The organism is Arthrobacter sp. NyZ413, assembly GCF_049390645.1.
Classification (GTDB): domain Bacteria; phylum Actinomycetota; class Actinomycetes; order Actinomycetales; family Micrococcaceae; genus Arthrobacter.
The window spans coordinates 129,698-148,598 of the sequence record NZ_CP155434.1 but is presented as its reverse complement, the minus strand read 5'-3'; the positions used below and the strand labels follow the sequence as shown (position 1 = coordinate 148,598).

General features: G+C 63.9%; 18 protein-coding genes and 1 tRNA gene. 8 read left to right on the top strand and 11 right to left on the bottom strand.

The genetic code is table 11. The annotated features are described in order from the left end of the window. Window positions 1-8: 8 nt before the first annotated feature. The 3 genes from ABCW42_RS00720 to ABCW42_RS00710 all read right to left on the bottom strand — a co-directional run bounded on the left by ABCW42_RS00720 (window position 9) and on the right by ABCW42_RS00710 (window position 1,272). Window positions 9-311, bottom strand: coding sequence for an urease subunit gamma (locus ABCW42_RS00720; RefSeq protein ID WP_306864056.1), 303 nt, complete (start codon window positions 309-311; stop codon window positions 9-11). 203 nt (window positions 312-514) lie between these two features. Continuing rightward, window positions 515-1,123, bottom strand: a complete 609-nt coding sequence (locus tag ABCW42_RS00715) for a DedA family protein (protein WP_423183071.1) — start codon at window positions 1,121-1,123, stop codon at window positions 515-517. A 76-nt stretch (window positions 1,124-1,199) separates the two neighbouring features. Next, window positions 1,200-1,272 (bottom strand) — tRNA-Lys (locus tag ABCW42_RS00710). Between the two features lie 158 nt (window positions 1,273-1,430). Here ABCW42_RS00710 and ABCW42_RS00705 point away from each other — a divergent pair. From ABCW42_RS00705 to ABCW42_RS00695, 3 genes are all read left to right on the top strand, one after another. Further along, complete coding sequence (locus ABCW42_RS00705; RefSeq protein ID WP_133203487.1) at window positions 1,431-2,090, top strand: hypothetical protein; 660 nt, start codon at window positions 1,431-1,433, stop codon at window positions 2,088-2,090. A gap of 230 nt (window positions 2,091-2,320) precedes the next feature. Continuing rightward, window positions 2,321-2,938 (top strand): DUF47 domain-containing protein, encoded by a 618-nt coding sequence (locus tag ABCW42_RS00700; protein WP_133203488.1) that lies wholly within the window; start codon window positions 2,321-2,323, stop codon window positions 2,936-2,938. A gap of 1 nt (window position 2,939) precedes the next feature. Next, entirely contained in the window at window positions 2,940-3,959 is a 1,020-nt protein-coding gene (locus tag ABCW42_RS00695; RefSeq protein WP_423183070.1) for an inorganic phosphate transporter, read from the top strand. A gap of 292 nt (window positions 3,960-4,251) precedes the next feature. Here ABCW42_RS00695 and pstB read toward each other — a convergent pair whose 3' ends face one another. The 4 genes from pstB to pstS form a co-directional block, all read right to left on the bottom strand. After that, window positions 4,252-5,031: a phosphate ABC transporter ATP-binding protein PstB gene (gene pstB, locus ABCW42_RS00690; RefSeq protein ID WP_423183069.1), complete on the bottom strand. Its 780-nt coding sequence runs from the start codon at window positions 5,029-5,031 to the stop codon at window positions 4,252-4,254. 48 nt (window positions 5,032-5,079) lie between these two features. After that, window positions 5,080-6,189, bottom strand: a complete 1,110-nt coding sequence (pstA, locus tag ABCW42_RS00685; protein WP_423183068.1) for a phosphate ABC transporter permease PstA — start codon at window positions 6,187-6,189, stop codon at window positions 5,080-5,082. Next, window positions 6,189-7,121 (bottom strand): phosphate ABC transporter permease subunit PstC, encoded by a 933-nt coding sequence (gene pstC / locus ABCW42_RS00680; RefSeq protein ID WP_423183067.1) that lies wholly within the window; start codon window positions 7,119-7,121, stop codon window positions 6,189-6,191. The genes pstA and pstC overlap by 1 nt, the downstream gene beginning before the upstream one ends. 138 nt (window positions 7,122-7,259) lie before the next feature. Next, window positions 7,260-8,378 (bottom strand): phosphate ABC transporter substrate-binding protein PstS, encoded by a 1,119-nt coding sequence (gene pstS, locus ABCW42_RS00675; protein WP_423183066.1) that lies wholly within the window; start codon window positions 8,376-8,378, stop codon window positions 7,260-7,262. A gap of 294 nt (window positions 8,379-8,672) precedes the next feature. Between pstS and ABCW42_RS00670 the strand changes: the two genes are divergently transcribed. Next, window positions 8,673-9,806 carry an FUSC family protein gene (locus ABCW42_RS00670; RefSeq protein ID WP_423183065.1) on the top strand — a complete coding sequence of 378 codons (1,134 nt, stop codon included), beginning with the start codon at window positions 8,673-8,675 and terminating at the stop codon, window positions 9,804-9,806. A gap of 69 nt (window positions 9,807-9,875) precedes the next feature. Continuing rightward, window positions 9,876-11,249, top strand: a complete 1,374-nt coding sequence (gene radA, locus ABCW42_RS00665; protein WP_423183064.1) for a DNA repair protein RadA — start codon at window positions 9,876-9,878, stop codon at window positions 11,247-11,249. A gap of 299 nt (window positions 11,250-11,548) precedes the next feature. Here the strand turns inward: radA and ABCW42_RS00660 are convergent, their stop codons facing one another. Beyond that, entirely contained in the window at window positions 11,549-13,162 is a 1,614-nt protein-coding gene (locus ABCW42_RS00660) for a peptide chain release factor 3 (RefSeq protein ID WP_423183063.1), read from the bottom strand. A gap of 801 nt (window positions 13,163-13,963) precedes the next feature. On the opposite strand from ABCW42_RS00660, the gene disA reads away from it, so the two are divergent. Then, window positions 13,964-15,037 carry a DNA integrity scanning diadenylate cyclase DisA gene (disA, locus tag ABCW42_RS00655; RefSeq protein ID WP_423183062.1) on the top strand — a complete coding sequence of 358 codons (1,074 nt, stop codon included), beginning with the start codon at window positions 13,964-13,966 and terminating at the stop codon, window positions 15,035-15,037. Window positions 15,038-15,056: 19 nt separating this feature from the next. Here the strand turns inward: disA and ABCW42_RS00650 are convergent, their stop codons facing one another. Beyond that, complete coding sequence (locus tag ABCW42_RS00650; protein WP_423183061.1) at window positions 15,057-15,776, bottom strand: hypothetical protein; 720 nt, start codon at window positions 15,774-15,776, stop codon at window positions 15,057-15,059. Window positions 15,777-15,938: 162 nt separating this feature from the next. Here ABCW42_RS00650 and ABCW42_RS00645 point away from each other — a divergent pair, with 162 nt between their 5' ends. Together ABCW42_RS00645 and ABCW42_RS00640 are read left to right on the top strand one after the other, a co-directional pair. Next, entirely contained in the window at window positions 15,939-16,907 is a 969-nt protein-coding gene (locus ABCW42_RS00645) for an A/G-specific adenine glycosylase (protein WP_423183060.1), read from the top strand. 120 nt (window positions 16,908-17,027) lie between these two features. Beyond that, the gene (locus ABCW42_RS00640) at window positions 17,028-17,516 is read left to right on the top strand and encodes a hypothetical protein (protein WP_423183059.1); all 489 of its coding nucleotides are present in this window, start codon (window positions 17,028-17,030) and stop codon (window positions 17,514-17,516) included. 51 nt (window positions 17,517-17,567) lie between these two features. Here ABCW42_RS00640 and dhaM read toward each other — a convergent pair whose 3' ends face one another. Both dhaM and dhaL read right to left on the bottom strand, forming a co-directional pair. Next, window positions 17,568-18,254, bottom strand: coding sequence for a dihydroxyacetone kinase phosphoryl donor subunit DhaM (dhaM, locus tag ABCW42_RS00635; RefSeq protein ID WP_423183058.1), 687 nt, complete (start codon window positions 18,252-18,254; stop codon window positions 17,568-17,570). After that, the gene (dhaL, locus tag ABCW42_RS00630; RefSeq protein ID WP_423184759.1) at window positions 18,251-18,901 is read right to left on the bottom strand and encodes a dihydroxyacetone kinase subunit DhaL; all 651 of its coding nucleotides are present in this window, start codon (window positions 18,899-18,901) and stop codon (window positions 18,251-18,253) included. Before dhaL ends, dhaM begins: the two co-directional genes overlap by 4 nt.

Sequence of the window (18,901 nt, the reverse complement as noted above, 5' to 3'; positions counted from 1 at the left end):
CTGGCCTCCTAGCGGATTGGGTTGTGGACGGTGACGAGTTTGGTGCCGTCGGGAAAGGTGGCTTCGATCTGGACGTCGTGGATCATCTCGGGCACGCCTTCCATGACGTCTTCCCGGCGAAGCAAGGTGGTGCCGTAGCTCATGAGTTCGGCTACCGTCCTCCCGTCGCGGGCGCCCTCGATCAGTTCGTAGCTGATGATCGCGACGGCTTCGGGGAAGTTGAGTTTCAGCCCGCGGGATTGCCTGCGCCTAGCAAGGTCGGCAGCAACCACGATCATGAGCTTTTCCTGCTCACGGGGCAAAAGATGCATCGGTTCTCCTTAAAAGTTGCGTGCTGCGATAGCGGACATCAGATCACTCGAGGCTGGAAAAGCCGAGGACGTCGCGGCAGCTACTACGGTTATAACGCCAAATATCAGACACATCCAGTTCGCCCCCGCACCACTCCTCCCGAACGAATTGTGACCAGGCTAAGCCCGCCGGGTTACCGCAGGATTTCGGCATGGGAGCCGGATCAGCCCTTCTTCGCCCGATGTTTCCTGACTTGCCACACGATCACAATGGCTATCGCAATGACGGCCACAACCGCCGCGGCTCCCCGCCCCGCCGTTCGAGCCACTTGCTCGTAGGAGTTGCCTGCCACGAAGCCAAGGGTCACGAACAGCGACCCCCAAATAATCCCGCCGCTGAAGTTCCAGAACGCGAACCTTTTGTAGGGCATCTGGCTGAGCCCTGCGAGCGCCGGCATGACGGCGCGGAAGAATGCCGTGAACCGGCCCAGGAACACGGCCAAGCCGCCTTTGTCCTTGAGGAAGTCTTCGGCCTTTTGCAACTGCTCCCGTCGTTTGTCCAGGATCTTCAGCGCCATTACGCGCGGCCCGAAGTGCTTGCCGATCTCATAACCGACGGTGTCTCCGGTGATGGCGGCTGCCACGACTATCAAGAGCATGCCCCACAGGGGAAAGACCCCCCGGCTTGCGATCACCCCGCCCACCACGGCAGCGGTCTCGCCGGGGATCACGAAGCCCACGAAGATGGCGTCTTCGGCAAAGACGAGCGCGAAGACGATGCACGCGATCAGGAGGGGGCTGGTGTTCGAGAGGCCATCGAGGAGCGCTTGCATAAGGAACAGTCTGGCAGTTGCCGGAGACTTGATGGGAAAAGGAGAAGGCGCGGATTGCCCGCGCCTTCCACATGGGTGGGCCCTGTGGGGATCGAACCCACGACCCACGGATTAAAAGTCCGATGCTCTACCAACTGAGCTAAAGGCCCCTGCGGCTGTGGAAACAGCCATGAATACTGTACCTCAAGCTCAGCGCCGTTTTGGCACCAACCCACCCAAACAAGGTCAGGAACAACGGGCACCCGGGACCGCCACAACAAACCCCGTCAAGAGTGCGCGACTTGAGGCACAGGAGTAGCGTTGGGGCATGAGTGAACAATCGGTACCCCCTGTATATGGCGGAGCAAACAGGCATCACAAGCCCAAACCTTTCGCACCGATTGACTTCGAGCCGTTCGCGGGCGGAGCGGACCCCGCGCGGGTGTCGGAAGCCGCACACCTTGCGGCGCAGGCACTCGTGAAGCGTGGCCGGGACAGCGATGATCCCAAGATCACCAAGCGCCTCGTAAAACTCGCCGACGAACAAGGCTTGGACGCCATCGCCGAAATGTGGGCAGAAAGTCCCGCCCGTTCCTTGCCGGGCGCGCTCTGGCGACTTTACGCATTGCGTGCCGCCACCATGCAAAACTCCGAGCGCATCTCCGTGTACTTCAAAGCCGGACGCGACACAGCCCAGGTTTCCCACGTTGTGGCGGGAGCCGCGGAGCCGCCGGGAGCGGACGAAATGAAGCAGATGGCGGATGCCATCTTGTCGGGAGCGTTCGACGGCGATTTCGACGTCGCGTTGGAACGTTCAGCTGCGTTTTGCCGCGTCGTGGCGCTCGGGCAGGCCACGCTGGCGGACAGCGCGGAGCACGCGAACGAAGGCCACGCAAGCAAGCTGACCCGGAGTTCGCACCAACTCGTGAAGACTGCCGAGGACCTTGAGCACGCAGCGAATGCCTGGCGGCTTGGTGAGCTCGACTGAGATGAACGCCGGGTGAACGTAACCATCCCGGCGGCCAGCTGTCAATGTTGACTTCACCGGGCCGACGTATAAAACTGAAACTGGTGTCGAACCGCGAAACCCCCGGGCTTCAACTTATAGCCGCTTCGAGCGGCCTACCGCCGAGAGGCGTATCCGGTTCGGCACCATTTTCATGCCCTTCGGCGAAGACGCCGCCCAACCCCGTTCCTCCCGCCTAACCCGGAAGCCAAATGAAGCTGCGTCTCTTCCCCCAAGAACCCGCCGGGTTGCAACTGTTGTCGCAGATGGCTCGCCAGATTCTTGAGGCAACCGGGACGTTGTCGGAACTTTTCGGGGCTCCGGTCACCGAGCACGAGAGGCTCGTGGAGGAACTGCACGAGCACGAAGCGAAGTCCACGGACCTCCACTTCGCGTTGCTGACACATATGCGCACGAGCTTCGTGAACCCGCTGCCCCGCGAGGACATGTACGCACTTTCCCGCTTCCTCAACGAGGCGATGGAGAAGCTCGATGCCGCGGGCGAGCTCGTGGCGCTCTACAAATTGGACCGATTGCCGAAGCGCGCCGCGGACCAGTTGGAAATCATCAGCCGCCAGGCCGAGCTCACGGTGGACGCAATGCGCCAACTCGACGACTTGGACGAGCTCGAGGACTACTGGATCGAGGTCATGCGGCTCGCGAAGCGTGCGGAGCGCAGCCACCGGACGTGGGTGGCCGAAATGCTTCGTGATATGAAGACCACCCAGTTTTCGCGGAACCGGGATGTCGCAAACCAACTGGTCGACGTGACCAAGGACATGCGCCGCGTTGCCACCCAGGTTGGCAGCATCATCGTCAAGGAAGCATGAGGTGGCGATAGGGTTCTTCGCCTTGGTGGTGGCCTTGGCCTCAGGCTTTGCGTTCCTCAATGGCTTCCGGGATGTCTCCACCGCCGTCGCCCTCTCCGTCCGGACCCGCGCCCTTACACCTTCCGTAGCCGTCGTTTTGGCGGCCGTTTTCAATTTTGCCGGCGTCCTGCTCAGCGGCGGATTCGCGCTCATTTTCGGGCAAGCCTGGGTGGTCCTGCCGTCCGGAACGGGTGGGCTGAGCATACTTATTTCTGCGCTCGTTGGCGCGATCCTGTGGGGCGTTTATGCATGGTGGCGCGGGGTCCCGCTTTCCTCGACGCACGCATTGGTGGGCGGCTTGGTCGGCGCGGGGGCGTCAAGCGTGGTCACTGGCGGCAGCCCCGTCAACGGCGCAGATAGCGTGTTTCTGGGCCAAGTGGTGCTCCCCCTCGTGGTGTCCCCGATCATCGCTTTCGTCGGCGCGTACCTGCTCGTGTGGCCAGTGACTTGGGCCGCGCGTTACACACAGCCCGACGTCATGCACGGCCGGTACCGCCACGCCCAGTCCGTTTCGGCCGCAGCCGTGGCCTTGGGGCATGGCCTTCAGGATGGCCAGCGAACAGTGGCTGTACTGTTGCTCGGTGCGGTCGCCGCCGGGGTATCCGGCCACGGCGAAATCCCCGTCTGGATCATCCTCCTCACGGCCGGCATGCTGACCGCGGGCACGCTTTGCGGCGGCTGGCGCATTTCCTACACGCTCGGTTACAAGCTGACCAGGGTGGATCCATTGCGCGGTTTCGTGGCTCAGAGCCTGACCTCGCTCATGCTGTTCGTGGGCGCGATCGGCCTCCATCTGCCGTTGTCCACTACGCACACCGTCACCTCTGCGGTGCTCGGGGCCGGAACCAACCAGAATTTTTCGGTCACCAACCGCCCCATGGTGCTGCGTATCCTGGGCTTCTGGGTACTGACGCCGATCGTCACCGCCGCCGTGGCATTCGTCCTCCAGCTCGCGCTCTCGCCGCTGACGAAACAAGGCTGAGGCACGCAAAAGCCCGACGGCGGCAGTCGCACCAAGGTGACTGCCGCCGTCGGGCTCCCTTTGCTGGGCCCACGCCGCCAGGGTTCCCTGGCCGAGCTTGCGAGGCGAGGGGGGCGGTGGGTGGGCCCACGGCGCCAGGGTTCCCTGGCCGAGCTTGCGAGGCGAGGGGGTCGTGGGTGGGCCCACGCCGCCAGGGTTCCCTGGCCGAGCTTGCGAGGCGAGGGGGTCGTGGGTGGGCCCACGCCGCCAGGGTTCCCTGGCCGAGCTTGCGAGGCGAGGGGGGCGGTGGGGCTTATCCGAAGCGGCCGGAGACGTAGTCTTCGGTGGCCTTCTGCGACGGGTTGTTGAAAATTGTCGTGGTGTCCGCGAATTCGATGAGCTTGCCCGGCTTGCCGGTGCCGGCGATGTTGAAGAACGCCGTCTTGTCGGACACGCGGGCGGCTTGCTGCATGTTGTGGGTCACGATCACCACGGTGTATTCGTCCTTGAGCTCGTTGATGAGGTCTTCGACGGCAAGGGTGGAGATCGGGTCGAGCGCGGAGCACGGCTCGTCCATGAGGATGACCTGCGGTTCCACGGCGATCGCACGGGCGATGCAGAGGCGCTGCTGCTGGCCGCCGGAGAGGCCGGAACCGGGCTTTTCGAGGCGGTCCTTGACTTCGTTCCACAGGTTGGCGCCGCGCAGGGACTTTTCAACGAGGGCGTCAGCCGCGCCCTTGGTGATCTTCTTGTTGTTCAGCTTCACGCCGGCCAGCACGTTGTCGCGGATGGACATGGTGGGGAACGGGTTCGGCCGCTGGAAGACCATGCCAACCTGGGCGCGGACCGTCACCGGGTCCACGCCGGGTCCGTAGAGGTTGTCGCCGTCGAGCAGCACTTCACCCTCCACACGGGCGCCGGGCAGTACCTCGTGCATGCGGTTCAGGGTGCGCAGAAACGTTGACTTGCCACAACCGGACGGGCCGATGAACGCCGTCACCGATTTGGCTTCGATGTTGATGTTGACGCCTTCAACGGCCAGGAAGTTGCCGTAGTAGACGTTCAGATCTTTGACGTCGATCCGCTTAGACATGGTGTTCCTTCGGTGCTGTGGTTGGAAGTTTGCAGATGGCCTGGCGGCTCAACGGCCGGTCTTGGGGGCGAAGATCCGGGCGATCAGCCGGGCGCCGAGGTTCAGGAGCATTACCAGGATGATCAGGACGAGCGCCGCGCCCCATGCCCGCTGGCTCGACGGCCCCGGGTTGGACGGCGACGTCGGGTTGAGGATCTGGGTGTAGATGAACGTGGGCAATGAGGCCATCCAGCCGCCGAACACGTTGTTGTTGATGGTGGTGGCGAAGCCGGCGGTCACCAGGATGGGTGCGGTTTCGCCGATCACGCGGGCGATCGCCAAGGTGACACCGGACGCGATACCGGAGATCGCCGTCGGGATGACCACCTTGATGATGGTGCGCCACTTGCGGACGCCAAGCGCGTAAGCGGCTTCGCGGAGTTCGTTCGGGACGATCTTGAGCATTTCCTCGCTTGAGCGCACCACTACCGGGATCATGAGGACGGAAAGCGCGACGGCGGCAACCGCACCGGTTTTGGTGCCGGGACCTACCAGGGCGAAGAAGAATGCCGCCGAGAAGAGGCCTGCGACGATCGAGGGGATGCCGGTCATGACGTCCACGAAGAAGGTGATGGCGCGGGCAAGGGCCCGGTCGTTGCCGTATTCAACCAGGTAGATAGCCGTCAGCAAACCCACAGGCACGGAGATGACGCTGGCCAGGAGAGTGATTTGGACGGTGCCAATGAGCGCGTGGTAGATACCGCCGAGCACCTTGGTGCCGTCGTCGACGCTCTTGTTGTCGAAGGAACCGGTAACGCCGTTCATGGAGGTCGTCAGGAAGCCCGGGGTAATGATGCCCGGAAGTCCGTTGACAAGCACGGTCCAGATCACCGAAACGAGCGGAAGCAGGGCGATCAGGAACGAACCGACCACCAGGCAGGTTGCGAGCTTGTCCTTGGCCTTGCGCCCACCTTCAACGGCGCCGCTCCACGCGACCAGGCCGATGGTGAACAAGACGGCGGAGACCAGGCCCCAACCGAAGGCGTTGAAGCCGATCAGGGCAAGGATCGCAGCACCGAGCACCAGGGCCACGGCCAAGACGATGTACGGCGCGAAGGCGGGCAACTGGCCCTTGGTGAGGGCAGAGCGCTTGCGCGCAACGGGGGCTGTGACAGTCATTAGTTGGCTCCCGAGAATTCTTTGTGCCGGGTAACGATCCAGCGTGCAATCATGTTGACACCCAGCGTGATGACGAACAAGACCAGGCCGGCAGCGATCAAGGTGTTGACCTTGATGCCGCTGGCTTCAGGGAAGTTCAGGGCGATTTCCGCGGCGATGGTCTGGTTGCCGCTTTGGATGAGGCTCGCGGTCAATGCGCCGGAAGAGAGGACCAGGGCCACGGCCATGGTCTCGCCGAGAGCGCGTCCAAGGCCCAACATAACGGCGCTGACGATGCCCGGGCGTCCGAACGGGATGACCGCCATCTTGATCATTTCCCAGCGCGTCGCGCCAAGGGCAAGTGCCGCTTCCTCGTGGAGCTTGGGCGTCTGGAGGAAGATTTCCCGCGAGAGGGAGGTAATGATGGGCAGCACCATGACGGAAAGGACGATGCCGGCCGTCAGGATGGTCTTGCCGGTCGCAGAGGCGGGGCCTTGGAAAATCGGCAGCCAGCCCATGTTGGCGGCGAGCCAGCTGTAGGCCGGCGAGATTTGCTGGGACAGGAACGCCGCGCCCCAGGCGCCGTAAACCACTGAAGGAATGGCTGCGAGGAGGTCAACCACGTAGCCCAGGCTCGAGGCGAGCTTGCGTGGCGCGTAGTGCGAAATGAATAGTGCGACGCCGATGGCGATGGGGGTCGCGATAACCAACGCGATGGCGGCGGCGATCAGCGTGCCCACCACGATCGGCCAGATGTACGGGAAGAAGCCTTGGCCGCCCTGGATGTCCGCGGGGGAAGCCACGAGTGCGGGAATGGCCTGCACAACGAGGAAGAGCGCGACGCCGAAGAGCACCAGGAGGATCAGGCACCCCGCGGCCAGCGTGGCTCCGGAGAAGACCTTGTCCCCGGCGCGTCCGGCACCTTGGGAAGTGGTCAATGAATTGGCGGTCACTTCACGTTCCTTCAGATTCGTTCAAAATGGCCAAGTTCCCCGCCCCGTCCGGTGATGTTTCACCAGCCCGGGACGGGGAACCTCGGTATTCAGGGCAGGAGTGCCGCGCTTGGCCGCACCCCTGCTCCGTTGTGGTCCTTAGGCCTTGGCCTTGATGGAGGCGACAGCAGCCTTGGCCTTGTCCTGCAGGGCCTTGGAGAGCGGAGCTGACTTGGCGGCGCTGGCAGCAGCCTGCTGCCCGGCGTCGGAGACTACGTAGCTTTCGAAAGCCTTGACGAGGTCGGCGGTTGCCTGCGAGTCGTACGTGCTGCAGACCACGTGGTAGGAAACGAGCACTACCGGGTAGGCCGTGGAGTCCGTGGTGGTGCGGTCAAGCTTGATGGAGAGGTCGCTCGCGGGACGGCCTGCAACCGGCTTGCCGAGTTCAACAGCCTTTGCGGCCGCGTCCGCGGAGATCTTCACGAAGTCCGAGCCGACCTTGATCTGTGCGGTGCCGAGCTTGCCGGACACTGCGGAGTCGTCAGCGTAAACCACGGCACCCGGGGTGTCAGTGACGGTCTTGACGACGCCGGAAGTTCCCTTGGCGTTTTCGCCGCCCAGGGCTGCAGGCCAAAGGCCGGCAGCCTTGTCGGTCCAGACAGACGGCGCAGCGGCTGCCAGGTAGTCAGTGAAGTTCTGCGTGGTGCCGGAGTCGTCGGAACGGTGCACCGGGGTGATCTTGAGGTCCGGAAGCGTAACGCCGGCGTTCATCGCGGCAATCGCGGGGTCATTCCAGTTGGTGATCTGGCCGCGGAAGATCTTGGCTACCGTGGTTGCGTCGAGCTTCAGGTCCTTGACGTTCGGGATGTTGAACGCCACTGCGATCGGAGACACGTAGACCGGGATGTTGATGGCGCCGTCGGGGCCGCACTTGGTCTTGGAGCTGGCGAGCTCGGCGTCGGTCAGGTAGGCGTCCGAGCCGGCGAACTGGGCCGAGCCGTCAATGATGGCCTTGCGGCCTGCGCCGGAACCATCCGGGGAGTACTGCACGGTCGCGCCCGGGTTGGCGGAAGCAAAGGCGGCCTTCCACGAGTCCATGGCCGCGCTGGTCGACGTGGCGCCGACGCCGGTGAGCGTACCGGTGACCTTGGGGCCCGTGGCAGTCTGCGATGCTGCCGGAGCGTTGGTTGCGTTGTCGGAACCGCAAGCAGACAGCGCAAGGGCGCCGACTGCGAGGACCGCAATTGCCGCATTGCGGCCGAAGCGAGTTGCCTTCACTTGGATGTACCCCTTCCAGGGATTCTCTGATGCGCGCCGAGGGAGATGGTCGGCGGACGGAAGATTTGCGTACGTTTTTGTACCTTGATCGACGGTATGAGCCGCAGGTAACGGAATCGGCGGTCCAAAGTAAACGGCAGGTGAACGAGTGCGGACCATTGGATTACATATGCGGCGTCGCTCTTGCGCTTGACCGCCGTCGGGGGCTTAAGTGACGACTCTCACTTTTCCGATTTCACAGCGGCCGGCAACGAGACCGGTTTGCCCGGGCCACCGCTGAATAGACTTGAGGCTATGGCCGCCCCGCTAGGACTTTCAGCAAGCAAGAAATTCGTCCGAGCACGGCTGCGCACCGGTCTTGTCCGCAGCAGGAATTCGATCGTCCCGGCCGTCCAGATGACCGTGTGCGCTGTGGGCGCCTACGCCTTCGCCGAATACATCCTGGGACACACCGGACCGCTCTTCGCCGCGACATCATCGTTGATCGCACTTGGCTTCTCCCGGGACCCGCGCCTGCGCCGGGTCGTGGAAGTCGGCCTCGGCTGCACGCTTGGCATCGTGGTGGGCGATCTCCTCCTCCATTGGCTCGGTACCGGGATCCCGCAGGCCGCCCTCGTTCTCCTTTTCTCCATCCTGCTCGCCCGGTTCCTGGACAGCGGAAACATCTTCACCACCCAATTGGGATTGCAGTCCCTCCTCGTGGTGCTGCTGCCGGCCCCTGCCGGCGGTCCGTTCACGCGCAGCATCGACGCCGTGGTGGGCGGCTCTTTCGCCCTCCTGATGACGATGCTTGTCCCCAGGGATCCCCGGCAGGAACCCCGAAAAGACGTCCGGAAGCTCCTCCATGAGCTGTCCGAAGTACTCCGTGAATGCGCCAGCGCACTTGTTCACAGCGACTCGACGCAGGCCTGGCATGCCCTGATCCGCGGACGGAACTGCCAACCACTCGTGGACCGGATGCGCCAATCGCTCAGGGCCTCCGGCGAGGTTGCCACGCTCGCCCCCGCGTATCGGCGGCATCGCGACGAACTGGCCAAGCTCGCGGATTCCCTGGATTCCATCGACCTCGCCTTGCGAAACAGCCGGGTCTTCGCCCGAAGGCTAACGAGCGCCATCAACCACGCGGCGCTGACCGACGAAGCGACGGACAGCATCTCCGAAGTCCTGCAGGACACGTCCGCCGCCGTCGAAGAATTATCGCTGGGGCTCGCGGAAGTCCACGACGGCGCCCGTCGCGCACACATGCGCGGTGCCCGGCAGGACCTCTCGGACATTGCCACCCGGCTGCATCCCAAAATGCTCCACGTTCAGAAGCTCGAGGGTGAAACAGTCGTCATGCTGTTCCGCCCGCTGATGGTGGACTTGCTCGAGGCCGCCGGCATGGATCCCAAGGAAGCCCGCGACATCCTGCCTCCCCTGCAAGACTGATCGGGATTCTGGTGGGTCGTCCCGGCGTGCGCTCCTTGGCTGTAGTACCCCTCGAATAATCTTGTACCCATGGCTTCCAAGACCTCACGCACCTCCAAGACGCCCGCGTACAAATGCGCCGAATGCGGCTGGACAACCGTCAAGTGGGTGGGGCGCTGCGGTGAGTGCCAAGCCTGGGGCACGGTAGAAGAAACGGGAACCGTCGTTGCGCGTACGACGGCGGCAACAACAGTCCTGGAGCCGGCTCGCCGAATTGCCGAAGTAGATGGCACCACGGCCGCTTTCCTGCCCACCGGCGTCGACGAACTGGACCGGGTCCTGGGCGGCGGCCTGGTTCCGGGCGCCGTCATCCTCCTGGCCGGAGAGCCGGGCGTCGGGAAGTCCACCTTGCTGCTGGATGTCGCCGCTAAGTTCGCGCGCACGGGCCAAGACGTCTTGTACGTGACGGGCGAGGAATCGGCCGCCCAGGTCAAGCTGCGCGCGGAACGGATCGACGCCGTCGCGCACACCCTTTATCTCTCGGCGGAGACGGACCTCGGACAGGCGCTCGGGCAAGTGGAGAAGCTTGAACCGAAGCTCCTGATTGTGGACTCGGTGCAAACCCTCAGCAGCGCCGACGTCGAAGGCAGCGCGGGCGGGGTCTCCCAAGTGCGCGAAGTCGCCGCATCCATCATCGCGGCCGCGAAACGCCGCAACATGACCACGCTCCTGGTGGGCCACGTGACCAAAGACGGCTCCATTGCCGGACCGCGCCTTTTGGAGCACTTGGTTGACGTCGTGTGCCAGTTCGAAGGCGAGCGCCACTCCCGGCTCCGGCTGCTTCGAGCGGTCAAGAACCGTTACGGGGCCACGGACGACGTCGGCTGTTTCGACCTCAACGAGGCCGGGATCGAGGGCCTTGCCGATCCCAGTGGCCTCTTTGTCTCGCGGACGCGCGAGCCGGTCTCCGGTACCTGCATCACCGTGACCATGGAAGGTCGCCGGCCCCTCCTGGCCGAAGTCCAGTCCCTGCTGGCCGAAAGCGCCAGCTCACAGCCGCGGCGGGCGACCAGTGGCTTGGACAGTTCGCGCGTGGCCATGCTCCTGGCCGTGCTCCAGCAGCGTGCAGGCTGCGTTTTGCACAAGGACGATTCCTATGTGGCCACCGTTGGAGGGGTGAAACTTGGCGAACCAGCTACGGACCTCGCAGTGGCACTCGCCGTGGCGTCCGCAAAGTCCCGCAAGGCGCTGCCGCAGAGACTGATTGCATTCGGCGAAGTTGGCCTGGCAGGCGAAGTCCGTCCGGTACCCGGAATCAACCAACGCATCCACGAAGCCCAGCGACTTGGATTCACCCACGCCATCGTCCCGGCAAGCCCCAACGGCCCGGGCCCTGTCCCCGAGGGCTTCTCGGTCCGCGAGGTAGGACACCTGGCCGAAGCCTTGGAACTCCTCATCGCGTAAGGGCTGGATGGCCCCGGAGTGTCGGGCCGGCCGCTTTGTTGAGTGACCGGAAGAGGCCGTGGTTGGAATCGTGTTCGGAGCGCTCCTCGCCGGACAAGACCTTTGCTCCATGGTTCCCTGGGTCAGCTAAGCCGACCCCACCACTGGACATGTTCCCCTCTCGACCCACCCCACCACCGAGCATGCGCCCTGCTCAAGCCAAGGAGTGGACATAACACCACTATGTCCACTCCTTGGCTCGTACAACGGACATGCTCGGAGGGGACTCCTGGGCGAGGGGTTGCTTCGCGGAAAGTGGATTACTTCGCGGGGTTGTGGGTACCGATCGGAAGCAACGTCAGGTCCGGGTGGTTCTTCTCGATCCTGCGCAGCGCCCAAATGTCGTTGAACAAGGCAAGGTATTCGCCGTCGGACCTTAACAGCACCTCGGCGCCAGGTACGTTCGCGAGCGTCGGCATCGCATCCGCCGTCGAGATCCTGGCCATCGAGTACGGGAGGCGCTCCAAGCGCATGGGGGCGTTGAAGTCGTGGGCCATGCGGTCCTCCACCACTTCAAACTGCATGGGCCCGACGGCGGCGAGCACCGGCGCTTGATCGCCGCGGACGTCGGAGCGGAGCACCTGGATGACGCCTTCGTGTTCGAGCTGTTCGATGCCGCGGCGGAATTGCTTGAACCGGCTGGGGTCCTGGGACCTGGCTACTTGGAAATGTTCGGGCGCGAAGAGCGGAATGGCGGGGAATTCCACTGGCTCGTCGAGGAACAGGCTGTCCCCCACGCGCAGGGATGAGGCATTCACCAGCCCGACGACGTCGCCCGGGTAAGCCTCGTCAATGACTTCGCGTTCACGGCCGAAGACCTGCTGCGCGTACTTGGTTGCGAAGGACTTCCCGGTGCGGGTCTGCGTCACCACCATTCCGCGTTCAAACACGCCCGAGCATACCCGGATGAATGCCACATGGTCGCGGTGTGCCTTGTTCATCCCGGCTTGGACCTTGAAGACAAATCCAGCGAACGGGGCATCGACCGCGCGGGCCTCGCCGTCGATATCGGGGCGCGGCGCTGCGGGCGGCGCGAAGTCCACCAAAGCGTCGAGGAGTTCCTTGACGCCGAAGTTCAGGGCCGCCGAGCTGAAGAGGATGGGCGTTGCGGTGCCGGCGTGGAAGCTTTCCACGTTGAATTCCTGGTTCGATTCGATGACCAGCCCGGCTTCGTCGACGGCGTCGCTCCAGTTGCTGCCTTGGGTTTGCGCTGCTTCGTCCGGGGTGAAGTACTCGGTGAGGGCGATGCTCGCGCCGGCATTGTTGCGGGCGAACTGCGCGAAGCGGTCGTTGCGCAGGTCCCAGACGCCGCGGAAATCGCCCGAGATGCCCACGGCCCACGTCAACGGCATTGGCTGCAGGCCGGTCCGCTCCGTGATTTCGTCCATCAATGCGAGCGCGTCCAAGCCTGGCCGGTCCCATTTGTTGATGACCGTGATGATCGGCAGGTTGCGCTGCTTGCAGACCTCGAACAGCTTCATCGTCTGGGTTTCCAGGCCCTTCGCGGCGTCCACGAGCATGACCGCGCAGTCGACGGCGGCGAGGACCCGGTAGGTGTCTTCGGAGAAGTCGGCGTGGCCCGGGGTGTCCAGGAGGTTGATCACGGTGTCCCGGTAGGAGAACTGCAACGCCGCGGAACTGATGGAAATGCCGCGGTCCTTCTCCATCTGCATCCAGTCGGACACGGTTTCCTTGCGGTTCGCCTTGCCGCTCGACGCGCCCGCGGTGCCGATGACCTTGGCGTGGAGCGCGAGGGCTTCAGTCAGCGTGGACTTGCCGGCGTCAGGGTGCGAAATGACGGCGAACGTCCGGCGCCGGTTGGCCTGGTGGTGAATCTCCTGGACTCGGGCGGGGCTCAGGACGTCTTGGGACACGGTGCTACTTTCGCTGCGATCTGGACGTTGCCCGCATTGAAAAACGGCGGGTCGTGCGTGGAGTGGAGGCTGGTGGCGGGGCACCACGTTGACCGGAAGCCAACTCAGGGAGCGGCACCTTTGCGCGCCAGCCAAGGTACCAAGTTTATCCCAGTCAGGGACCCCGCGCCGGGGGCAGGTAATGGGAAGTGTCCGTTTAACAGGAATGAAACGCGGTGCACAAACCTCGGAAATCACCTCTGGATAGTTTGGCATTGCGAGTTGAACTGCAATTCCGGACCGCGTTGAGGCATCCACCAAAGAAATCGCCGATTTCGCCGGTGATGTCACGAAAGGATCACTAATGACACTCGGAAATGGCTTGTTTTTCGATCCCCTTGGCACCTTCACGTCAACGTCGGTGCCACCGGAAACAAGGAATAGCGACAGGTCCGCTCCGCGGCGGAGCCATTCCGCTTCGAATCAAAAGCGCGGCGACGCCGGCGGCAGTCAATCACGGGAAGCTGCCCTCATGAGTGTTCGTCTCGACCTGGAGCAGCTCGCCCGGCGCCGGATGGCTTCGTGAGCGCACGGATACCGACGCTAAAACGGCGAGTCCGGTATCCGCCGTCGAACGTGTTTTTAACTACTTCATACAATGGCTTCATTGGGGCACTTTAAGGCTTGCCTTTGCGGTTGTTGCCGGTCTATACCTCTATCATTGAGCTTGCAGGAAACTTAGTACTTTGATCCTGTCGGCTCATTGCTGGAAACCGGCATAATTCGCAGGCGCGCCTGCCTGCACCTTTGAAGGGAACACCTATGGCTCGGAGCCCTGAAGAATCGCTCAAGGCGACTCTGGGCAGGGTGGCCCCTGGAACGCCACTGCGGGATGGTTTGGAACGCATTCTCCGCGGGCGGACCGGTGCCTTGATTGTGCTTGGAACGGACCGGACAGTCGAGTCCATTTGCTCCGGCGGTTTTGAAATCGGAATCGAGTTTTCCCCGACGCGCCTTCGCGAACTCGCCAAAATGGACGGCGCCATTGTTTGCGACAAAGACGCCGGGAACATTCTTCGCGCCGCCGTCCAGCTCGTGCCGGATTCCAGCATCGAAACCCAGGAATCCGGGACCCGCCACAGGACAGCCGAGCGCGTGGCCATCCAGACCGGCGTCCCGGTGATTTCGGTGAGCCAGTCGATGCAGATCATCGCCCTCTACGTGAACGGTTTGCGGCACGTGCTCGAGGGCTCCGAAAAGGTCCTGGCCCGGGCCAACCAGGCCCTCGCCACCCTGGAACGGTACAGTGCCCGCCTGGACCAGGTGACAAGTTCCCTTTCCGCGCTCGAGATCGAAGCGATGGTTACCGTCAGGGACGTCGCGGTCACCCTCCAGCGCCAGGAAATGGTCCGGCGTATCGCCGAGGAAATCGCCCAGTATGTCCTGGAATTGGGCGAGGACGGCCGTTTGCTTTCGCTGCAGTTGGAAGAGCTCACCATGGGCGGTCCGGGCAGCGACGTGATCATCCGTGACTACGCCGGTGCGGACGCGTCCCCGGACGAGATCGACGCCGCTGTCCAGGCCCTCCTTGAACTTGGTCCCACGGAACTGATCGATTTGGGAAAGATCGCTGGCATCATCGGTTTCGCGGGTGGGCTGGACGTGCTCGACGCCGGAGTGCAGCCCCGCGGATACCGTCTCCTGTCCGGGCTGAAGTCAGTTCCGAAAGCCGTGGCCGACCGCCTGGTGGACCACTTCGGCGGGCTCCAGAATTTGATGGCAGCCACCATTGAGGACCTCATGACAGTTGACGGCATCGGCGACCAACGCGCCCGGACCGTGCGCGAAGGCCTCAGCCGCATGGCCGAAGCCAGCCTCCTGGACAGATTCCTTTAGCATCCACTGGAAGCTCCAGCTAGCCGAGCTGGAAGACCGCCTTGGAGCTGGCTTTGTTTCCCAGCACAGCTTTGAAGGTGTACACCCCGTTGCCGGGCTTGGCCGCGACAACACCGCAGCCCTCGACGGTCCGGTTGCGTTGCCACGGGAAGTTGGCGATTTCGCTCTTGCCGGGATCGATCTGCTTCACGAGGTCCTCACTCTTCGCTTGGCAGTCCTTTGAGGAGAAGATCCGGTCTTCACCGCTCATCACCAGGAACTCCATCTGCGACGTCCCCACATTGACCTCGCAGGGAGCAGTTCCGCTGTTGGTTATTTTCATGCTGAGAACCGGGTTCTGGCCTGCGGTGTAAGAGGGCTGGTCGGTGGACGCCGTGACGGTAACGAGGTTGAGGTCGCAAACCGGGGTTGGCGGAGGCGTCGTTGTGCTGATGGCCGTTGGGGTGGTGAGGGGAGCCGCCGCGGCTGTGGCTGTTGCGAGTGCTTGGTTCCTCGACGCACCGGTGTCTGCTTTGCCAGCGAAAGATGAACCAACCGCGACGATTCCGGCCACCAGCATCGCGACGATCACCAGGAGGCCCCCAAAAACCACAAGCCTCCGACGCCGGTACACGGCCGGGCTCGGCCGTCGCCGTTGCGGCTTGCCCGCAGCGCTCCTGCCACTTGTGCCGGCAGGCCGGACAGAACCTGCCGACGGCGAATTGCGCGCCTGTGGCGGTTGCTTGCCCTTGTTGACCATTCTTCTAGGCTAGGCAACACCCGGCCGGGTTCGCGCCACACCACGCCGCCCGGACCAGATCGAGCCAGTATGACGTCCGCCATCCCGCATCGCCTCAACTACAGTTGATGGCAGGAATCGGCCGCTATGAAGGCCCACCACAAACCCCCGACGAGGAAACCCATGTCATTGCCAGGCGCCGCAGAACCTCCCGGCACCCGCCCCCTCGCGGACCTGCATCTCGCCATGCGGAGCTGGTTCGCCGAAACCGCCCGGGTGCTGCCCTGGCGGTCACCGGACTGCAGCCCATGGGGAATCCTGGTCAGCGAAGTAATGCTTCAACAAACGCCCGTGGTCCGCGTCCTTCCGGTCTGGGAAGACTGGATGGAACGCTGGCCGGAACCGGCGGACCTCGCCAAGGAACCTTCGGGGGAAGCCGTCAGGCATTGGGGCAGGCTTGGTTATCCGCGCCGCGCGCTCAGGCTCCACGCAGCCGCCGTCGCGATCGTGGAAAAGCACGGCGGCAAGGTGCCGGGCACCCATGCCGAACTCCTGGGACTTCCCGGCGTCGGGGACTACACGGCGGCGGCAGTGGCTGCCTTCGCGTTCGGCCAACGCGAGACAGTGGTGGATACGAACATCAGGCGTGTGCATGCCCGGCTCATTTCGGGTCTGGCTCTGCCTGCGCCGTCGCTGACGGCCTCGGAGATGCGCCTTGCCGACTCCCTCATGCCGGACGATATCGAGTTATCCGTCCGTTGGAACGCTTCCGTCATGGAGCTCGGAGCGCTCGTGTGCACGGCCCGTTCCCCTAAATGTTCGGACTGCCCGGTCCGCGAGTCCTGCGCGTGGCTCGCGGCCGGCGAGCCTCCGCCCACATACACGCCGAAGGGCCAGGCGTGGCACGGCACGGACCGGCAACTCCGGGGTGCCGTCATGGCCGTGCTGCGTGTCGCCGATTCGCCGGTAGCGCCGGAGTGGCTCGAACGTCCTGCGATGGATCTTGGCTTCGCGGCCGCCGGAGCGGCCGTGCCGCTGGCCGCCCTGCATCGCTTGAACTTCCCTCCCGAGCAGCTGGAACGCGCCCTCGAGGGCCTTGTGCGCGACGGTTTGGCAGAAATGCACGACGGCGGCCTGCGCCTCCCGGCCTGAGCTTCCGTTAATCGGCTTCCGAGGTCGCGACGCTGCAACTCTCAGTGGACATCGGTAACGATGTGCCTGCCACTTCCCTGCGCGGCATTCCGGTTGCCTGCGGCAGGAATACGCTCAAGTATGCGCAGGTTCTGGTTCGCCGTCGCGTTGATCTCGACGGCGGCGCTCGGTTCGGGGTGCCAGCCTCAGGTCACGGCATGCCCGGCGATCGCCGCAGCTCCCGTAGTGTCGTTGACCCTTACCGCCAGCTACGTTCCGAGCGTCAAAGCAGTGCATTTGAAGGCCTGCCAAGACGGCAAATGCCACGAAGCAGACCTGAAGATGCGCTCGGGCAGCGTATCCGTCCCCGCCTCGTGCACGCCACAACCTGCCGGAGCGTGTTCATCGGTGGCATCGCCCGACGGCACCAAGTACGGATACCTGCAAATGGGTTCCCTGACGGCTTCGCCCATTCAAGCCGAAGTAACGGGAACTGCCGCCGACGGCACTCCCCTGCCCACCCGCGCCCTGGACTTCACGCCCACCGTTGCGCAGCCTTGGGGAGGCCAATGCCCGGCCACCATCACCGCGAGCCTCTTGCTGGATGCCATGGGACTGCGCCAGCAGTAGGCCCGGGTGGCCTGCGGTCCCAGCCCATGACGGCCTCAGAGCTCACCAACCTCAGAGCTCGCCGAACCCCTCTTCAACGAGACGGCGGACGTAGTCCACGGCTTTCGACGAGTCCTTGCCCCATGCCTCGACTCTGACCTTGCCGCCCTGGCCAACCGCGAGGCTCATGAGTTCCATGATCGAGGTTCCGTCAACGCCGTTCACCGTGGCTTCGACGTCCAGCCCGGCCAGTCCCCCGGCTATTTTCGCGGCCGGCCTTGCGTGCATTCCCATGGGGTTGATGAGTTCGAATACCCCGCTGTCTTCGGGTTCTCCCCTTCCTTGGGAGTCCTCCGCAGTGCCCAACGGCTCCGGACCGAACCGCACGGACTCAGCAGCCAGCTTGACCTCGGCCGCGGACGAACCGCCTTGCGCGGCCACCGCCGCGGCTACCAAGCCTTCAACGAGCGGAGCATCCGCGAGGAGCACCTTGTCCGGCTCGCTGCAAAACTCGAGAGCGGATTCTGCCGTCATAACGGCAGAACCAAGATCAGCCAAGACCACCAGTCCGTCCCCGGAAGTCTCTTCAAGGCCGGCTTCGAACGCGGCCATGGCTTTCTCAAGGTCCGTGCCAATCCGGTCATCGTCCGTGCCGCCCACCGGATAGAACTTCACGTCCGGGGCCATTTGCGCAGCCAATTCCACTGAACCTTCGGCAAGCTTCCGGCTATGCGAGACCACTACCAAACCCACCGTCATTCAGCAGGCCCTTCAGGGAAGCCAGCGGCAGTGGCGGCCGCACGCAACAGCAAAGCCGTTGAGGCCGCCCCAGGGTCGCGGTGGCCCGCACTGCGTTCTCCGAGGTAGCTTGCCCGCCCCTTTCGAGCGACCAGGGGATCAGTTGTAACTGCCCCTACTTCAGCGGCCTCCGCAGCCGCAGCCAGTACCTCGACGGCGTCTCCCCCCTCGGCGAGAACCTCTCCCGCAGCGTTCACCGCCGGGGACCAAGCGTCCACCATTGTTTTGTCGCCCAGTTCCGCTTTGCCACGAGCGACGATTCCGTCCCGTGCCGCAGTCAACGCTTCCGCGAGCGCCGCGGCATCGATTTCGGCACTGTCCCCCAGCGCCGTGGCGGCACGGAGGTAGGCCGTCCCGTACAGCGGACCGGCGGCTCCACCAACCTTCGACATCAGGGCCATGGCGGCCAGCTTCAACGCCGCTCCCGGCGTTTCGGGAGGAGACTGGGCCAGCTTGTCCAAGACGGCCTGGAACCCGCGATCCATGTTTTCGCCGTGGTCGGAGTCGCCGATCGCCCGGTCCAACTCGATCAGTTCAGCCCGATGCTCTGACATGACCTTCGCTGAGAGCGTCAGCCATTGGATTGCCCAGTCGACCCCCAGTGCCAC